Origin of the sequence: Phenylobacterium sp., from assembly GCF_030654915.1 — a bacterium.
Taxonomy (GTDB): Bacteria; Pseudomonadota; Alphaproteobacteria; order Caulobacterales; family Caulobacteraceae; genus Phenylobacterium.
Map to the genome: position 1 here is coordinate 1 of NZ_JAURWM010000280.1, position 14,973 is coordinate 14,973.

17 protein-coding genes are annotated in these 14,973 nt (G+C 66.8%); 9 read left to right on the top strand and 8 right to left on the bottom strand.

Going from position 1 to position 14,973, the window contains the following annotated elements:
- Nucleotides 1-153 precede the first annotated feature (153 nt).
- Nucleotides 154-387 (top strand): hypothetical protein, encoded by a 234-nt coding sequence (locus Q7T84_RS14840; protein WP_304810316.1) that lies wholly within the window; start codon nucleotides 154-156, stop codon nucleotides 385-387.
- 106 nt (nucleotides 388-493) lie between these two features.
- On the opposite strand, the gene Q7T84_RS14845 is transcribed toward Q7T84_RS14840, so the two are convergent.
- A complete protein-coding gene (locus tag Q7T84_RS14845; protein WP_304810318.1) occupies nucleotides 494-1,024 on the bottom strand; it encodes a dihydrofolate reductase family protein in 531 nt (176 codons plus the stop codon).
- A gap of 137 nt (nucleotides 1,025-1,161) precedes the next feature.
- Here Q7T84_RS14845 and Q7T84_RS14850 point away from each other — a divergent pair, with 137 nt between their 5' ends.
- The gene (locus Q7T84_RS14850; RefSeq protein ID WP_304810320.1) at nucleotides 1,162-1,638 is read left to right on the top strand and encodes a GFA family protein; all 477 of its coding nucleotides are present in this window, start codon (nucleotides 1,162-1,164) and stop codon (nucleotides 1,636-1,638) included.
- Nucleotides 1,639-1,680: 42 nt separating this feature from the next.
- Here the strand turns inward: Q7T84_RS14850 and Q7T84_RS14855 are convergent, their stop codons facing one another.
- On the bottom strand, nucleotides 1,681-2,202 hold the full coding sequence (locus Q7T84_RS14855; protein ID WP_304810322.1) for a DUF2867 domain-containing protein: 522 nt from the start codon (nucleotides 2,200-2,202) through the stop codon (nucleotides 1,681-1,683).
- Nucleotides 2,203-2,270: 68 nt separating this feature from the next.
- Here Q7T84_RS14855 and Q7T84_RS14860 point away from each other — a divergent pair, with 68 nt between their 5' ends.
- Both Q7T84_RS14860 and Q7T84_RS14865 read left to right on the top strand, forming a co-directional pair.
- Nucleotides 2,271-2,741 carry an RpiB/LacA/LacB family sugar-phosphate isomerase gene (locus Q7T84_RS14860; RefSeq protein WP_304810325.1) on the top strand — a complete coding sequence of 157 codons (471 nt, stop codon included), beginning with the start codon at nucleotides 2,271-2,273 and terminating at the stop codon, nucleotides 2,739-2,741.
- A gap of 27 nt (nucleotides 2,742-2,768) precedes the next feature.
- Nucleotides 2,769-3,098: a hypothetical protein gene (locus Q7T84_RS14865; protein ID WP_304810327.1), complete on the top strand. Its 330-nt coding sequence runs from the start codon at nucleotides 2,769-2,771 to the stop codon at nucleotides 3,096-3,098.
- Between the two features lie 53 nt (nucleotides 3,099-3,151).
- Here Q7T84_RS14865 and Q7T84_RS14870 read toward each other — a convergent pair whose 3' ends face one another.
- The 3 genes from Q7T84_RS14870 to Q7T84_RS14880 form a co-directional block, all read right to left on the bottom strand.
- Entirely contained in the window at nucleotides 3,152-4,648 is a 1,497-nt protein-coding gene (locus tag Q7T84_RS14870) for an MFS transporter (RefSeq protein ID WP_304810329.1), read from the bottom strand.
- A 102-nt stretch (nucleotides 4,649-4,750) separates the two neighbouring features.
- Nucleotides 4,751-6,130: a carbohydrate porin gene (locus Q7T84_RS14875; protein WP_304810331.1), complete on the bottom strand. Its 1,380-nt coding sequence runs from the start codon at nucleotides 6,128-6,130 to the stop codon at nucleotides 4,751-4,753.
- A gap of 4 nt (nucleotides 6,131-6,134) precedes the next feature.
- On the bottom strand, nucleotides 6,135-7,634 hold the full coding sequence (locus tag Q7T84_RS14880; protein ID WP_304810333.1) for a CoA transferase: 1,500 nt from the start codon (nucleotides 7,632-7,634) through the stop codon (nucleotides 6,135-6,137).
- A 252-nt stretch (nucleotides 7,635-7,886) separates the two neighbouring features.
- Here Q7T84_RS14880 and Q7T84_RS14885 point away from each other — a divergent pair, with 252 nt between their 5' ends.
- Complete coding sequence (locus tag Q7T84_RS14885; RefSeq protein ID WP_304810335.1) at nucleotides 7,887-9,173, top strand: lipopolysaccharide biosynthesis protein; 1,287 nt, start codon at nucleotides 7,887-7,889, stop codon at nucleotides 9,171-9,173.
- Here the strand turns inward: Q7T84_RS14885 and Q7T84_RS14890 are convergent.
- The gene (locus tag Q7T84_RS14890) at nucleotides 9,170-10,075 is read right to left on the bottom strand and encodes a DeoR family transcriptional regulator (protein WP_304810337.1); all 906 of its coding nucleotides are present in this window, start codon (nucleotides 10,073-10,075) and stop codon (nucleotides 9,170-9,172) included. The genes Q7T84_RS14885 and Q7T84_RS14890 overlap by 4 nt on opposite strands.
- A gap of 192 nt (nucleotides 10,076-10,267) precedes the next feature.
- On the opposite strand from Q7T84_RS14890, the gene Q7T84_RS14895 reads away from it, so the two are divergent.
- The 3 genes from Q7T84_RS14895 to Q7T84_RS14905 all read left to right on the top strand — a co-directional run bounded on the left by Q7T84_RS14895 (nucleotide 10,268) and on the right by Q7T84_RS14905 (nucleotide 12,447).
- Nucleotides 10,268-10,921 carry a PEPxxWA-CTERM sorting domain-containing protein gene (locus Q7T84_RS14895; RefSeq protein WP_304810339.1) on the top strand — a complete coding sequence of 218 codons (654 nt, stop codon included), beginning with the start codon at nucleotides 10,268-10,270 and terminating at the stop codon, nucleotides 10,919-10,921.
- A gap of 61 nt (nucleotides 10,922-10,982) precedes the next feature.
- Nucleotides 10,983-11,642: a PEPxxWA-CTERM sorting domain-containing protein gene (locus Q7T84_RS14900; RefSeq protein ID WP_304810341.1), complete on the top strand. Its 660-nt coding sequence runs from the start codon at nucleotides 10,983-10,985 to the stop codon at nucleotides 11,640-11,642.
- Between the two features lie 211 nt (nucleotides 11,643-11,853).
- Complete coding sequence (locus tag Q7T84_RS14905; protein ID WP_304810343.1) at nucleotides 11,854-12,447, top strand: PEPxxWA-CTERM sorting domain-containing protein; 594 nt, start codon at nucleotides 11,854-11,856, stop codon at nucleotides 12,445-12,447.
- 79 nt (nucleotides 12,448-12,526) lie between these two features.
- Here Q7T84_RS14905 and Q7T84_RS14910 read toward each other — a convergent pair whose 3' ends face one another.
- Nucleotides 12,527-12,685 (bottom strand): hypothetical protein, encoded by a 159-nt coding sequence (locus tag Q7T84_RS14910; RefSeq protein WP_304810345.1) that lies wholly within the window; start codon nucleotides 12,683-12,685, stop codon nucleotides 12,527-12,529.
- A gap of 109 nt (nucleotides 12,686-12,794) precedes the next feature.
- Nucleotides 12,795-13,664, bottom strand: coding sequence for an SDR family NAD(P)-dependent oxidoreductase (locus tag Q7T84_RS14915; protein WP_304810347.1), 870 nt, complete (start codon nucleotides 13,662-13,664; stop codon nucleotides 12,795-12,797).
- Between the two features lie 261 nt (nucleotides 13,665-13,925).
- Here Q7T84_RS14915 and Q7T84_RS14920 point away from each other — a divergent pair.
- Nucleotides 13,926-14,973, top strand: a 1,048-nt coding sequence (locus tag Q7T84_RS14920) for a methyl-accepting chemotaxis protein (protein WP_304810349.1), incomplete at its 3' end; no start/stop codon positions are given.

Below are 14,973 nucleotides of genomic sequence, written 5' to 3' on the forward strand. Positions count from 1 at the left end.
GGGGCCGAGCCTAAGCAGAGGCTGGGATTCGGAGCTAGGGGCGCCGCACCGTCACGCGGGCTCTCCTTCGCCTCGCCGTTGATTTCAATCAATGCGGCGTCTGTGCTCGACTCTAGGCTTGGCCGCGCGATGAGACCCCGCCAGGAGCTAGCCGTGGACCGAATTCAGACCTTGCGCATGTTGGGCGCCGGCGCAGCCCTGTCTATCGCCGCCATCAGCGCCATGCAGGCGCTGGCGCATCAGAAGGCCATCGCCGCCATGGGGGTGATCTGCGGCCAGGGACCGTCATCGCATTGCGCATGGTGCGCCGTGGGGCTGGTCGCCGCCGCGGTCGGCATAACCCTTGTGATCCAGGGAGTGGCGCCAGAAAGCTCGGAGCGCCGCTAGACGGCCCGAGCGTTGCGCTTCCGACAGCGCGCCTTTGACGCTGTTGGCTCTCGGATGGTCGATAGATTCTTGGCCATCGACGGCCAAGGCGCCCGTCGGGGCGTGACTAGGCCGGAACGTAGGTCAATCTGATCGTGTCCTCGCCCATTGGATCGGTGGCCACGAGGCGGAGCGGCGGCCGGGGGCCTGCGAAGAAGGGCTTGCCGCGGCCCAGCACGACGGGGTGGAGGTAGAGTCGATACTCATCGATGAGCCCAAGGTCGGTCAGGCTTTGCGCCAAGTCCGGTCCGGAGACCGCAATCTCCCCAGCAAGCCGAGCCTTCAGCCCACGGACCACCGCCTCGAGGTCGCGGTCGACGAGTGTGGCGTTGGGGCCGACAGAGGTGAGCGAGCGCGACACCACCCATTTCGGTTGGCTTCGCCACGCCGCGGCGAAGGCGCGTCGCTCGGCGTCCCACTCTTGATCGTCTTCATCCCAATAGCGCATGATCTCGTACATGCGGCGGCCGTACACACTGCCGGTCAGGCCGCGCACATGCTCTATCCAGTGACGAAAAAGCGCGGGGCCGGGCGCAAATTCCGTGTGGTTGACGTAGCCGTCCAGGGACTGGTTCATTCCGAAGACAAGCTTGGCCATGTTGCAAATCTCCATCCCGGCGACCGCAGAATAGCGTGAACTCCGGTGGCGAACAGGCCCGCCCTTCGGCGCGTTAGGAGCCCGCTAAGCGAGCGAGACGTAGCGTTACTTACCATGACGTGTTGGAGGCGTTGGCGATGACGAGCGTGGGTATCACTGGGGGATGTCAGTGCGGAGCGGTGAGGTTCCGCGTCGATGGCGAGCTCGGGGAGGCGTCCATCTGCCACTGCCGCATGTGCCAGAAAGCCACCGGCGGCTTCTTCGGACCCTATGTGGGCACGCCCCATGGCGCCGTGGTCTGGACGCGCGGCCAGCCCAAGCGCTTTCAGAGTTCAAACAAGGTGGGCCGGGGGTTCTGCGGCGACTGCGGGACGCCGCTCACCTTTGAATATGACGACAAGCACATCGGTCTAGCTATCGGCGCCCTTGATCGGCCGGCTGAGGTGAAGCTGAGCGAGCAACTCGCGTCACCAGCGCGCGTGCCGTACTTCGAAGAGCTTGCAACCCTGCCCGTGCACGAGGCGGACGAGCCACGGGCGGCGGCGCATATCGCCAGCATCGTCTCGTATCAACACCCCGATCATGACACCGCCGACTGGCCGCGCAGGCCCTAGGACCTGACCGCATTGGCCGGCTAACGCCAAGGGCGCCTCTGCTCAAGGCCGGGGCGATGACGCCAGCCCGAGCCGGCCGAGGTAGGAGCGGACCACTAGGACGTGGAAAGGCTTGATCACCCACAGATAGGTCCGCCCGAGCAGATTGTGACACCGCACGGCGGTGGTGGCGACGAGGCGCCGCGCGCCGCGCTCATCTCTCTGCAGCAAGACGGAGACCCGGAAATCCAGGTGACGGTCGTCTTCGCCAAGCACGATCTCGTTCTCCGAGCGGCCGAGGACCGGGAAGAACCCGATCCGGTCATGACCATCGCGCGCGCCGGCTTCGCGGATCGCGGTCGTGGTCTTCACCCCCAAGGGGCCGACGATCTGGTCGCGCAGTCGCAGCAAGCCGCGGAGCCAAAGGGGCGGCCTGTTGAAGAGCGCCCGGGCCAGAGTGGTCACGTCCTCGGGCGCGGCGTGGGGAAGCGTGACCGCATAGCTGTCCACCAGGTCGGCGCCCCTATAGTCGTCCGCAATCGCGCTCATCGGCGGCGGGTCGATCGGCGTCACGGTCAATCTCATGGCTCTAGCCTATCACGGACATGCCGAGCCGTTTGCACCGGTCTCCAGCGGCGCGTTAGGTGTGGGGCATGAGCCAGAAGCTGACCGATAGACCGATCGCAATCGCCGCTGACCATCGCGGCGTTGTTTTGAAGGAGCGCCTAAAGGCTTGGCTGCTCGCCCATGGCTACAGCGTTAAGGATTGCGGGACCGACAGCGGCGCCGAGCGGGTCGATGCGATGGACTACGCGCTGCGGTCGGTCGCCGAAATCAAGGCGGGGCGGTCTGACTTCGCCATCGGGATATGCGGCAGCGGGCAGATGATGGCGATAACGGCCAACCGCTTTCCCTTCATGCGGGCGACGCTGCTGCACACCGCAGGCGAAGGCGTCGATGCTCGCAAACACGGTGACGCCAACATGCTGGTCTTGGGAGCCGACGTCACCGACGAGGCCGCGGCCGAGCACATTCTTGAGACGTTCTTGAGCACTGCCGCCCTTGGCGAGCGCTACGCCGCGCGTCGAGAACGATTGGCCAAACTCGATATTTCTGAGGTGTAGACGGGCTGGCCGGGTTATCTCCCCCGCATGGCACGAAACAAGCAAAGCCCTGAGTTTGAGATCGAGGTCGACGGGGAGCCTTATGTCTGGCGCCTTCAGCGCCAGCCCCAGTGGTCCACCGACGCCGCGGAGTGGCGCGGCATGGCGCTCGCCGTGCGTCACGCCGAGGGGCAGCGCGAGGCGGTGGTGGAGTTTCCCCCAGGTCCGCAGCGCAAGTACGGCGCCCCGCTTTTGCAGCCTGCGCAGATCGCGCCGGAACTGGTGGCCAGAGCGATCGCATCGGCCATCGTAGCCGGCTGGGAGCCGCTGTCCCGGGGCAAGACCGTTCCCATCGTCGTGGATGAGCACGGCGACTGATGTCGAGACTTCAGCTGTCCTCCCCCATGAGAAGGGGGAGGAGGCTCAAGTCGCTAGGCGGCGGCCGTGGCGGTCGCCTCGGCCTCGGTGAGGCGTAGGGCCTCGGCCATGTCCTTGGGCAGGGTGATGGCGGCGAGCAGGTAGTGAACGCCGGCCCAGGCGTAGATCAGCAGGTTCCAGACGATGCCTTCGCGGGTGCCCTGGGCGACCGCGGCGCGGCAGGCCGCGTCGATGGCCGCGCCGGCGCCTTCCTTGCCGATGCCGCCGGGGCACATCTCGAAGAAGGGGCCAAGGTCCTTGGCGGCGAACTGGGCCTGGCTGAGCGTGTCGATGACCCAGCCGCAGAAGGGAGGGCCAAAGCCGAGCGCGATCAGGTTGAGGACGAAGAACAGCAGGGCGGTGGCGGTGGCGCGCATGCGCAAGCTGACCGCGTTCTGAATCACGCCGAAGGTCGGGCCCAGATAGGTGTAGTGGAAAATGCCGGGGATCAGCAGCAGGCCGGCGGCCAGCCGCCAGTCGTCGCGGGTGTAGACGAGGATGTAGAGCGGGCAGGCGATCAGCAGGCCGAAGGCCGGCACCAGGGCGTACCAGCGGTTGGAGCGCTTGCCCGCCCAGTCGGTTAGGAAGCCGCCCATCAGGGTGCCGATGCCGGCCGCGATGCCGCCGACCACGCCGAAGATCAGGCCGACGGTGGCCAGGTCCAGCCCGAACATGCGGATGAAGTAGGGGGCCGAATACTGGCCGGTGCCGTAGCCCGCGAACGAGGCCATGGTGATGCCGGCGACCATGTGGAAGAAGCCCCACTTGCCGAAGATCCGCTTGGCCACCGCCATGATCGAGGGCGGCTTGGCGTGGACGGGAGGCGCGGTCTCGTCACCCTCCAGGCGCGGGACGTCGGCGACCTGATCGGCCACCAAGCGGTCGGAGTAGCCGCGCGGCGGCTCCTTGACGAAGATCTTCAACAGAATGGCGACGATGATCCCCGGCAGGCCGACGAGCATGAAGGCCATGCGCCAGTCGAGGTTCTGGGCGATCCAGCCGCCGGCTACGGCGCCGAACATGGTGCCCAGCGGAATGCCGAACGAATAGATCGACAGGGCCGAGGCGCGCTTCTGGGGCTCGAAATAGTCGGAGATCAGGCTGTGGGCGGGCGGCGAGAGGCCCGCCTCGCCGACCCCGACGCCGACGCGGAACAGCATGAGTTGGACGAAGCTGTTCGCCATGCCGCAGAGGGCGGTGAACAGCGACCAGACCACGATGGCGATGGTGATGATGTTGATGCGGCTGCGGCGTTCGGCCAGCCGCGCGATCGGGATGCCGAGCGTGGTGTAGAGCAGGGCGAAGGCCAGACCGCCGAGCAGGCCGAGCTGGGTGTCGGTCAGCTTCAGGTCGACCTTGATCGCCTCGCCGATGGTGGAGATGATCGTCCGGTCGATGAAGTTGAAGGTGTAGGCCAGCACCAGCAGCCAGAGCACCGACTGCTTGTAGCCCTCCGTGTACAGGGGCTTTTGCCCCGCAGGCGGCGCGGCGGCGGCGTCGGTGGTGACCATGGACGTTTCCCCGGTGTCTTATCTTGTTGCCCCGACTGTGGGGCCAGTCCGGGCGCAGGGGAAGAGGGATAAGTGGCCGGCGGCTGGGTGGCCGCCGGCGTCCTAGAACGTCACCCGGCCCCGGAAGCTGAGGACCGCCATCGCGTCCTTGGTCGGGTTCAGGGTCGGATTGATCACCAGCTGGAGGTTGGGGGTGAAGGCCAGGTTCTGGGTGACGTGGAAGCGATAGAAGAGCTCGCCCGTATACTGGCTGTCGAAGTTGTCGTTCGAGGGGTGAACCCATCCAAGGCCCAGGCCCGCTAGATCCGAGGATTCGCGGCCCGGACGCCAACCGACGCCGACGGTCAGCGACTGGTCGGCGAGCCAGCCATCCGACCAGCCGCCGCGGACGAACCACATGGTGTTCTCGCCGGCCATGAAGTTGGCGTTGAAGGCGAAGCCGTAGGCGCGCGGGCTGCCGTTGCTGAGCGCGTCGCGATACCAGCTGGTGATGTGGAAGTTGTTGCGGTCCATCGGGCCGCGGCCGTGGATCGGCACGCCCATCCCGGCGAAGCCGCTCCAGCCGGCCTCGAAGAAGTAGAAGTGCTCGTCCTTGTTGAAGAAGTCATCGACGGTCCAGCCGGTGTCGCTGCTGTTGGCGGTGAACATTCCGGACTTCAGATAGAGGTTGCCGTCGGTCGGATAGGCCGCCCCGACGAAGCCGAAGCCGCGCAGCGGGACAGCGATGGTCGGGCTGGTCGAGAAGGCCAGGCTGAGGAACTGCCGATTGTCGTCGAAGAACGGGTAGGGGTTGACGAAGTTCGGCGCGAACACCTTGCCGACCGCGTACTGATAGCGGTTGTTCGCCAGGTTCTGGCGGACATAGGCCTGGGTGACGCCCAGGCTGAAGTCCCCCCAGGTGGCGGCGGTCGGCACGCCCGAGCCGGCGCCGATGCCGGCCTGCAGCGGGGCGAGGTCCGTGCCGAACGGACGGCGATCCTCCACCGCCATGTCGAAGGTGAGCGCGTTGGGCTTGCCGCGATTGGCCAGGTCGTAGGAGAGGTTGAAGGTGAACTTGCTGCCGACGGCGTCGCGCTGGCCGATCGCGCTGACCGAGTAGTTTTGGTAGAGCAGGCCCCACGAACCGCCGATCGAAAGTCCGGTGTCCTGGGCCAGCCTTTGCTTCCAGGCGAACCAGGGACCGAGCAAGGTTTCCCCACGCAGGAACGAACTGTGGGGGGCGTCGGATTCGGCCAGATCGCCTTCGACCGACAGGGTGGTGTCGAGCAGGTTCGGATAGAGCTTGAGCATGTCCAAGCCCTCTGGCGGGGCGTCGGACGGGGTGGCCGCGTCCTGGGCGGCCGAGGCGAGCTGGAAGGACAGGGTCCCGGCCTGGGGCGTCGGGGCGAGGGCCTCCTCGGCGGCGGCCAGCGAGGGAACCAGCAGCGAGACAAGAGCGATCAACGGCCCGGCGCTATGCGGGCGAAACACGACTTCACGCACGAGATCAGGCCTCCCAGGTCGGACGGTCGGCGCCGCGAACGGCCACGAGCGGCGTTCGCCAACGACCGGGTGTCTTGGAGAGTTTGACCTGGGGCGCCAGCCGGTGGATCTCGCCGTAGGGGGTCTGGGCCTTGATGGTTTCCGGGTCGATCATCCGGTGGTCGGGCAAGGTCGCGTCGAAGTCGGTGGTGGGGAACTGGCCCAGGCTGGCGAACCACATGGCCGCCCGGGTCAGGCTGATGCGCACGTGATAGCTGCCGCCTTCGGTCGCCCGCCGCCGTAGCGCCGCCAGGATGCCGGCCGCGCCCAGATATCCGGCGATGTAGTCGTTCAGCACCATGGTCGGCGGGAAGCGGGGACGACCACCGCCCTCGGCCAGGGTGAAGCCGGACACCGTCAGGGCCTCCATGTCGAAGCCGGCGCGGTCCTTCCAAGGGCCGTCCCAGCTATAGCAGCGGACCGAGCAGTAGATGACGCCGGGGCGACGCTTGGCGACCTCCTCGGGGCCAAATCCCAGACGCTCCATCGAGCGGCCGCGGAAGCCCTCGATGAAGACGTCGGCCTTGGGCAGCAACTGGGTTTCGAAGTTCTTCTTCTGGGCCGGATTGCGCAGATCGATGAAGGATGAGCGCATGCCGACATTGACGTCCATCACGATGATTTCGTGTTCGAAGGACTGGTCGCGGGCGACGTGCAGAACGTCGGCGCCATATTCAGCCAGCGTCCGGGCCGCCGTGGTGCCGGCGATGACGTGGGTGAGGGACAGGACCTTCACGCCCGACAGCGGCTGGGTCGGGTTCGGCCCGAACGGAATGGGGTCGGAGTCGGCGATCTTGACGATGTCGATGACTGGGCGCGCGGCAAGATGCATGCCTTCCGGGTGCCGCGCCCACTCGGCCGCCGTCCGGTGGACGCCCATTACCATGCCGCCCTTGGCGACGACTTCATCGAGTTCGTCGGCGTTCCAGGTCTTGATCGCGGCGGTGATCGACTCGGTGCTGGGGCTCGCCTTGACGATGTTGAGGAAGCCGTTGAGGTGCTGGGGGTAGAGGCCGGTGGGCGTGACCCAGCGACCGTCCTTGGTCTGGAAACTGGCGAAGGACAGCGGATTGCCGAACAGCAGCGGCGCCTGGGGCAGCAGGCCGTTGACGGTGGGGGCGAAGGTGAAGCTCGAGGGCAGCGGATCCTCGGCGTCGAACAGGCCCAGGGCGTGCTTGTGCTGCAAGATCAGGCCGGTGGCCGGCATGGTGTTGTAGACCGACTCCCGCAGATCCACCCGGGTGTCCTGGCCCTGTCCGGTGCGTTGCTTCCAGATCGCCGCGGCGCCGACGCCGGCCGCCATGGCCGGGACCGCCATGCAGGTTCCGATGCGGAAGCGGCTGCGGACGATGGGGTCGGCGCCAGTGAAGGTGACCTTGCCGCCGCCGTCGGTCGGGGCGCCGCCGAGATCGCGCATAAAGGTCGCGAAGACCTTGTCGATATCGAATGCCGGGGTGGCCGCCATCGCGGCGGACGAGAACTTTGAGGCTACCAAGGCTCCAGCAACTACAAGGCTGGAAGATTTCACTAAATCTCTACGGCAAACACTCAAAACACTACCTCCCGGTTATAGTAAAGGGAACAATAGTCTCGCGCCGGCACTTGCCAGGTGACGCTAGCGGCACCATTCATGCGCAACAAGTGTAAACTCGAATCGGACACCCATAGCGAGCGATATTTCTGCCGGACTATCGTCCTGGGTGAAGGTGGGCGGCTCATGGAACGCGCGGCCAAGGCGAGGCATCTGGTGGCGATCGCGATCGCGGGCCAGGTCGTCGCCTATATCCTGTCCGTCCTGGCGGCGCGCCGGCTCGGCGTGAGCGGCTTCGAGGCCTATGTGGTGGCCTCGGCGGCCTTCATCCTGCTGGCCACCTTCGCGCCGCGCGGCTCGGAGAAGTATGCGCTGCGCCAGCTTCCGGCGCTGCTGCAACGGGCGGACTGGGGCCGAGCTCGCGGACTGCTGAGGTTCGGGTTCCAACGGACCCTGACCACGGCGCTTGCGGCGGCGATCGTGGTGGGGGCCTGGAGCGCCTGGGGGCGGCAGGGCGCCGAGGAGACGCGGCTGGCGATTATCGTGACCTGCCTGTCGCTGCCGGCAGGGGCCTTGGCTCACTACGGGGTCGAGGCGTTGACCGCCGCGGGACGGCCGAGGCTGGCGCTGGCGATCTTCAAGCTGCTCGTGCCTGTGCTCGCCCTGACTTTCCTCGGGGTCCTGTTCGCCGCGCCTGGCGAGGTGAGCGGCGCGGCGGCGGTGGCCTGTTGGGGCGTGGCCTGGGTGGTGGCGCTGGCGGTGATGGCGCTGGCCTTTCGCAGGTCCGCGCCGCCGGCGATCTTCGCCGCCAAGCCCAGGTGGGACCTGGCGGTCTGGCGCGCCGAGACGCGGCCGTTCTTTATCTATCGGGTGTCGCTGGCCTTGCTGGGGCAGGCCGGGGTGATCGCCTTGGAGCTGCTGCAGCCCTCGAGCGTGGCGGTCGGCGCCTATGCGGCGGCGATGGGCACGGTCGGCATGGCCTCGGTGCTGGCGACCTCGACGAACCGGGCCTACGGCCGAGAGTTGTCGCTGGTGCTCGACCGCCGGGATTTCGAGATGCTGCTGGTGCTGCGTCGCCGCCGACTGCGCTGGATGGCGCCGGTGATGGCGCTGTTCTTGACCGTGACGTTCGGCTTTTCCGCTCAGGTGCTGGGGCTGTTCCGGCCGGAGTTCGCGCAGGAGGGGGCGATGGCGCTGCGCGTGCTGGCGGTTTCAACGGCCTTCACCGTGCTGTTCTCGCTGGCTCCGACCTATCTGAAGTTCCAGAAGCGCGATCTGGCCACCTATGTGGTGGTGGGGGCGGCCGCGCTTGGCCAACTGGTCCTGCTGTGGACCCTTGTCCCGCCCTACGGCGCCACCGGCGCGGCGATGGCCTACGGCGTCTCGATGTGCGGCATGTACGGGGTGTTCGCCCTGCTGGCCCACCGCGAGGTGGTGACGCTGCGGGATGCGAGCGGCCCTTCGCAGAGCTAAGGGCGTTCGCTGGCGGTGACGACGCCGAGTTGGCGCAGGCGGGTGAACAGGCGGCGGAGGTTGGCCTGATTGGCCTCTACGAGCTGGGCGAGCTTCGGCCGCGTCGAACTCGGCGCGGTCGCAACCAGGCCGCCGATGGTGCGACGGCAAAAACCCATCGTCGCCAGGGCGTTCAGGCGCCGCCTTATCGTCTCGCGGGAGAGCTGGAGCGGGGCCGCCAGGGCGGCGATGCGGACGGGCCTGCCGAGTTGTTCGGGCGCGCGGCGCCAGTCGTGTAACTCGGCCGTGGTCAGGGGCCGGGTGTTGGCTATCACGAGCTCCAGCAGGACCAGGCTGCTGAGTACGTCGCCGGTGAGCGCGATCAGGTCGTTGCAGGCGCGCAGCACATATTCCGACAGCGCCCGGTTGGCGGCGCGCACCAGAGGATCCTCGGCCGGGGGCCAGGTCTCTTTGAACACGGCGCCGGGCAGGAGCCCTCTAGCGGCCAGGCCTTGATGGAAGCTCCGCGCACGTTCGTAGCGGGCGCGTTGCTTGGCGATGTAGGCGGGGGACGTGTCGGCGCTGCGCGGCACGATCACGCCCTGCGGACCGATCAGGCACAGCCCTGCACGCGACAGTCCCTGGACGCGCCGACGCACGGTCTCGAACGGCAGGCGCAGCGACTGAGCCACCGCGTTGATGCTCACCGGCCGTCTAAGCTCGTCGGGGGCGGAGACCTCGATCCCCCCATAGGTCACCTGCAGGCCTGGGTCGCGGCTGACCGGCGTCACATTGGCGTCGAGCGCGGTGGTGAAGATCAGCGCATCGATCAGGTCGTCATCGCCGCAGGTGATAAGGACGGTGTCGCGGATGTAGTCGAGCGAGGCGTGCGCGACCTCCCAGGCTTGGGAAATCCCCGCCAACGCGGCCGGCCTTGGCGCAGGTGATGAGGCGACCATCGGCGATGGTTGAGCAAGCGGAGCCGGGCTTGGCAAGGGGGCTGGGTTCTCTCATCGCGCGAAAAAACACACTCTGAGTAGGGCGAGGCGAGGGCCGCCGCCGATCCTTCTGTATGGGGGGCTCAGGCCAGTTCGGTCCGTTCGCAGGGGGAATTTATGAGCTTCAAACTCGTCATCGCGGCCCTGGCGGCCATCTGCGCCCTAGGCGGCGCCTCGGCCCAGGCCGCCGTGATCTACAGCAACCTCGGGGCGGGCGGCGCTTTCAACAAGCACTCATCTGTTCAGCTCGGCCCATACACGTCAGCCCACGGCAGCACCTATTCATTGGCCATGGCCTTCGCCGCGGCCGACGCCGCGGACGTCAGCGAGATCAGTCTGGCGATCGGGGTGTTTTTCGGTGACCCGGCGATGGAGGTCAGCCTCTGGAGCAAGGACTACACGACCAAGCTGGGTTCCTGGGCGGTCACGGGCTCCAACGCCTGGCGTCCGACCCTGGTGACGATCAGTGGGATCAGCGACGTCCATCTGCAAGCCGGCGCGGAATATGCGTTGCTCGTCAGTTCGCTCGGGAACGAGTGGGGGACATGGTTCGATACCAGCGACGGCGCCCTCGGCTGGGGGGAGTGGGACGCCAGCGGCTTTACGTATGGCACGGTCGGGGCGTTCGAGATTCGCGGCGTCGTCACGGCCGTTCCGGAGCCAGCCACCTGGGCGATGATGATCATCGGCTTTGGCGTGGTGGGCGCAGTGGTTCGCCGCCGGCGCCCGAGCGCGGGGATGTCGGCTGTTCAAACCATCATGAAAGCGTAATCGGCCCGCCATGGGCCTGCGTCATGTCTCCCGGCAGAGCTTTAACCAAAGGGAAACCATGATGACCAAGGCCCTGATCTTCTCGGCGCTCGCCGCCGCCGCCGTCGCGTTGGCCAGCCCGGCCGCCGCCGCCACGATCACCCCGGTCGGCGCCCAAGCCACCAGCACCTTCACCCACTACAACCAGTACAAGGCCGAGAACCTGATCAACGGCAGCGGCATGGTCGGCGACCTGCATGACGCCGGGTACGCCAATATGTGGATGACCGATCTGGGCGTCGACGCCGCGACCCTGACCTTCGACCTCGGCGGGCTGTACAAGCTCGAGGGCCTGAAGGTGTGGAACTACAACTTCGGCGTCCAGGAATACGCCTCGACCCTGGACCGCGCGGCCAACGCCTTCACCCTGGCGATCTCGACCGACGGCGTGACCTATACCGACATCCTGGCCGACACCTTCGCGCGCGGGACCGGCCAACTTCTGGCCAGCGAGACCTTTGGCCTGAGCGGCGCGGCGCGCTTCGTGCGGCTGAACCTGACCGGCAACCACCAGAGCGATCCGGCCACCTATGGCTACTCGCCGGTCGGCCTGTCGGAAGTGCGTTTCGAGGGCTCGGCGGTGCCGGAACCGGCGACCTGGGCGATGATGATCATCGGCTTCGGCGCGGCGGGTTCGATGATCCGCACGGCGCGCCGCCAGAACGCCTTCAGCGCCGCCTGATCCAGGCGCAGCGCTAGACGTTCAAGACCCTCTCGCTCCGGCGAGGGGGTCTTTTGCGTTTCGGAGCCGAGAAGCGGCCCGCCCTCCGGCCCGGCTCGCGCACAGGGGGAGCGGGGTTGTAAAACACATACCAATGGTTAATGAACGCCGATCTCGCTTGGTCGTGGATTCGGCGGGGCGCCTATTCATGTGATTCCAGGAGGGAAATTCGATGCGTATACTTCCGCTTGTTGCGGCCGCGGTTCTCATGGCCGCGCCGATGGCGGCTCAAGCCGCCGTGGTCAGTTTCGACGGCCTCCCGGGAGCCAACGGCAGCGTCTTCGCGACCTACTCGGAAGACGGGTTCACGGTCTCCAAAACGGCGGGCGACGCCTTCGTGGGCCAACTCTACGGCAACCCGCTTCCCAGCATCTTTGCCGGTCCCTACTATGGCTCAGCCTCGACGAGCCTCCAGATCACCGCGGGCGGCCAAACCTTCTCCTTCCAATCCTGGGATTTCGGGGCGAATGGCGGGCCGGCCAACTATTCGATCAGCGGGTTTTTGAACAACGTCAATATCTTCAGCTCGGGCGGAGCGCTCAGCCAGGGCGCGATACAGACCCTGCTGTCGGGTACAAATCTGGTGTTCGACCGCCTGACGTTCGATCTTACGTCCAGCGGCACGTCGATGAACTTCGACAACTTCGCCGGGACGATCTCGGCCGTTCCCGAACCGGCGACCTGGGCGATGATGATCATCGGCTTTGGCGCGGTGGGTTCGATGGTGCGCACCTCGCGTCGCCGGAACGTCTTCAACGCCGCCTGATCCAGGTCTAGCGCCAAGTGTTCAAGGCCCTCTCGTTTCGACGAGGGGGCCTTTTGCGTCCTGGGGGCTGGAGAGCGACCTAGTGGGCCTGGGTGGTGCGGGTTTCGGCCTTCGCCGCGCACCTTAGCCAGTAGGCGTGCTGCTGCATCAGCCGGGCCTGTTCCTGGGCGAGGTGGGCCTGGGCGGCGGCGGTTCGCGCTTCCCTGGCTAGTGCAAGATACTCGTTGGCCTTGGTCATCGTCCGCGCCGTGATTGAAGGGGCTCTGCCGAATTGAACGGGGACAGCGCCAGGGCGGTTCCAACGATCATGAGCCGCCTAAGCGTTGGCCTGGGCGCGCGCGCTGTTGCTAGCCGCCGGCCATGAACGCCTCGAACCGGTCTTTCCAGGCCGGATGCCAGCGCGAGAGGGCCGGACGGTTTTCAACGATGTCGCCGACGGCCCAGCGGATACGGCGCTCGTCGGTGGCGCGGTCGACGTCGTTGTCGGGGCAGAGGATGTAGAAGTCGTCGCGGGCCAGGCTTTCCAGCATGAAGTCGATCACCTGTTCCGGGGTCCAGGCGGCGGCCGGCTTGGCGGTGGGGTCGGCGCCGGGACGGGAGGTCATGCCGGTGAAGGTGAAGCCGGGAATGAGCAGGTGGGCGGTGATCGCCTCGGCCCCGGGGGTGTTGCGCAGCTCGTGGGCCAGGGCCTCGGTATAGACCTTCAGGGCGGCCTTCGAGACATTGTAGGCGGCGTTGCCGGGCGGACTTGTCAGGCCCTGCTTGGAGCCGGTGTTGATGATCAGGGCCGGAGCGCGGGCCTGGGCCATGCTGGGCAGGAAGGCCTGGACGCCGTGGATGGCGCCCCAGAGATTGACGTCCATCAGACTGCGCCAGCCGGCCAGATCCTGGGCGGCGCCTCCGGGGTTGAAGCCGATGCCGGCGTTGTTCATCAACAGGCTAGGGGCCGCGCCGAACGCCTCGGCGGCGCGGGCCTGAAGGTGCTGGACCTGGCCGAAGTCGGCGACGTCGGTGGGGAGGGCTATGATGTCGTCCGGGTTGGCCGCGGCCTCGGCCACCGCGGCGCGGGCGCGTTCGATCGCCTCGCCCGGCAGGTCGGCCAACACCACCTTCATGCCGCGCCGCGCGCAGAGGGCGGCGGCCGCCAGGCCGATGCCGCCGGCCGCCCCGGTGATCACAGCGAAGGCGCCGGGCTTCAGAATGGCGTCGAGGTTCATCGCGGTCTCCAAGGTCGGGGGTGTCACGATAGCAGCCGGTCGAGGGGTGAGCTCCAGCGAGATGCTATTTGGTGGCGATCGAGGCGGCTAATTGCATATTTGGATAGGTCTTCGATCTGCCGAATATCAAGCGGAGCAAAGACTCCGTGGGCGTTCGCAGAGGAAAAATGCGCGTTACCAGTTCATTTACTTACTCGGCGCAACTCTAGGTCATCGACGCGAGCGTTGATAACGGTCGCGCTTCTGCTGGGGGGCAGGTTCATGATCTTCGGAAGAAATCGCGCGAGCGAGAAGGCCAACGAACGAACAGTCGATTTTGAAGCCATCCTGGGGGCGATTCACAAGTCCCAGGCCGTGATCGAGTTTCAGCTCGATGGAACCATTATTCGCGCCAACGACAACTTCAGCAAGGTCATGGGCTACTCGGCCGCTGAGATCGAAGGCCGCAAGCACAGCATGTTCGCCACGCCCGAATACGCGAACAGTGAAGAGTACCGAGCGTTCTGGCGGGCGCTGAACAACGGCGAGTTCATCTCCGACAAGTTCCTGCGTCTGGCCAAGGGCGGACGCGAGGTCTGGTTGCAGGCGTCCTACAACCCGATGTTCGACACGTCAGGCAAGCTCTACAAGGTCATCAAGTTGGCCACCGACATCACCGCCAACGAGCAGGAGAGCCTGCGTCGTAGCGCCGAGCGCAACGCGGCGCGCGAGCAACAGGTGTTCGCGGTGGAGGCCACGGCGACCGCGCTGTCGAAGCTGGCGGCCGGGGACCTGACCTATCGGATCGATGGCCGGTTCCCCGAGGAGTACCAGCGGCTGCAAGCCGACTTCAACGCCGCGATCAATCGCCTCCACGAGGTGATGGGCAATGTCGCCGGCGCGGCTGGGGCGATCCGCTCGGGCACTGGGGAGATCACCTCGGCCGCCGACGACTTGTCGCGCCGCACAGAGCGCCAGGCCGCCAATCTGGAGGAGACCGCCGCGGCGCTGGACGAAATCACCGCCACGGTGCGCAAGACCGCCGAGGGCGCCCGCGAGGCGCAGGGCGTGGTCAACGCCGCGCGCAACGACGCCGAGGCGTCGGGCGTGGTGGTCGCCGACGCGATCATGGCCATGGGCAAGATCGAGGCCTCGGCCACCCAGATCAGCCAGATCGTCGGCGTGATCGACGAGATCGCCTTCCAGACCAATCTGCTCGCCCTGAACGCCGGGGTCGAGGCCGCGCGCGCCGGGGAAGCTGGCCGTGGTTTCGCGGTCGTCGCCTCCGAAGTCCGCGCCTTGGCTCAACGCTCGGCCGAAGCCGCCAAGG